The following is a 1,033-nucleotide window of genomic DNA, read 5'->3' on the forward strand; positions in this document are numbered from 1 at the left end:
CCACGCCCGCCGCGACTCCTGCCGCGATGCCGCCCGCCGGCACGCCTGCCGCCGCGACGCCGCCCGCCGCCTCTGCCGCGCCCCGCCCCGTCGGTCCCGTCACGCTGCAGCAGGTCAAGGATTCCTGGCCGCAGATCCTCGAGTCGGTCAAGAACGCCAAGATCGGCGCCTGGCTCGTGCTCTACACCGCCCGCGCGATGGAACTGCGCGGCGGCGAGCTGCTCGTGCTGTCGTTCCCGAGCCAGAACGACGTCGCCGGACTCAAGCAGTCCGCCGCCCCCGGCCAGGGCGTCGGCGACTACCTCAAACGCGCCGTCAACGAGGTGCTCGGCTTCACGCCCCAGCTCACCGCCCGGGTCGACTCGTCCCCGAGAACGGATGCCCCGGCCACCCCGAGCGCCCCCGCCCCGGCCCCGGCTTCCGCAGCGCCGAGCGTCGCTGCTGCACCGAGCCCCGCCGCGGCATCGGCTGCCGCAGCTCCCCGCGCAAAGCAGGACACCCCCGCCGCCGCCGCGACCGAGGACGCGTCGGCCGTCGACGCCGACCCCGATCCGGTCGACGCCCCGGCCGCTGCCGCCGAGTCCGTTTCGGACGGCGCCCCCGACACGGACGCCGACGCTGACGCTGACGCTGACGCTGACGCCGACGCTGACGCCGACGCCGACGCCGACACGGACGCCGACGCCGAGCCCGATCCGGCCGCCGCCCCGACCGCTGTCGACGAGTCCGTCTCGGACGATACCGTGTCGGATTCTGCCGTGTCGGACGATGCCGCCTCGGGCTCCGCCACCTCGGACTCCGCCGACGTTCCGCCGCTCACGGCCGGCGCCGGTGCGGCATCCGTTGCCGAGCCGGTAGCCGCACCGGCGGATGCCCCCGCTCCCGCCGTCACCGGCTGGGCGACCGCGGCCATCCCAAGGTCCCCGGACGCCGGCACCGACGCCGGCACCGACACCGGCTGGGCCACGGTGGCCATCCCGGGAGCGACCCCCGCGGCAGAGGCGCCCGCCACCGCGCCGGCGTCGACCGCGCC

At 76.9% G+C, this 1,033-nt stretch carries 1 pseudogene; it reads left to right on the plus strand.

Annotation, left to right across the window (positions count from 1 at the left end):
* Window positions 1-1,033, plus strand: a pseudogene (locus E3T23_RS14645) (hypothetical protein); the annotation flags it as partial.

Origin of the sequence: Cryobacterium cheniae, from assembly GCF_004403395.1 — a bacterium.
Taxonomy (GTDB): domain Bacteria; phylum Actinomycetota; class Actinomycetes; order Actinomycetales; family Microbacteriaceae; genus Cryobacterium; species Cryobacterium cheniae.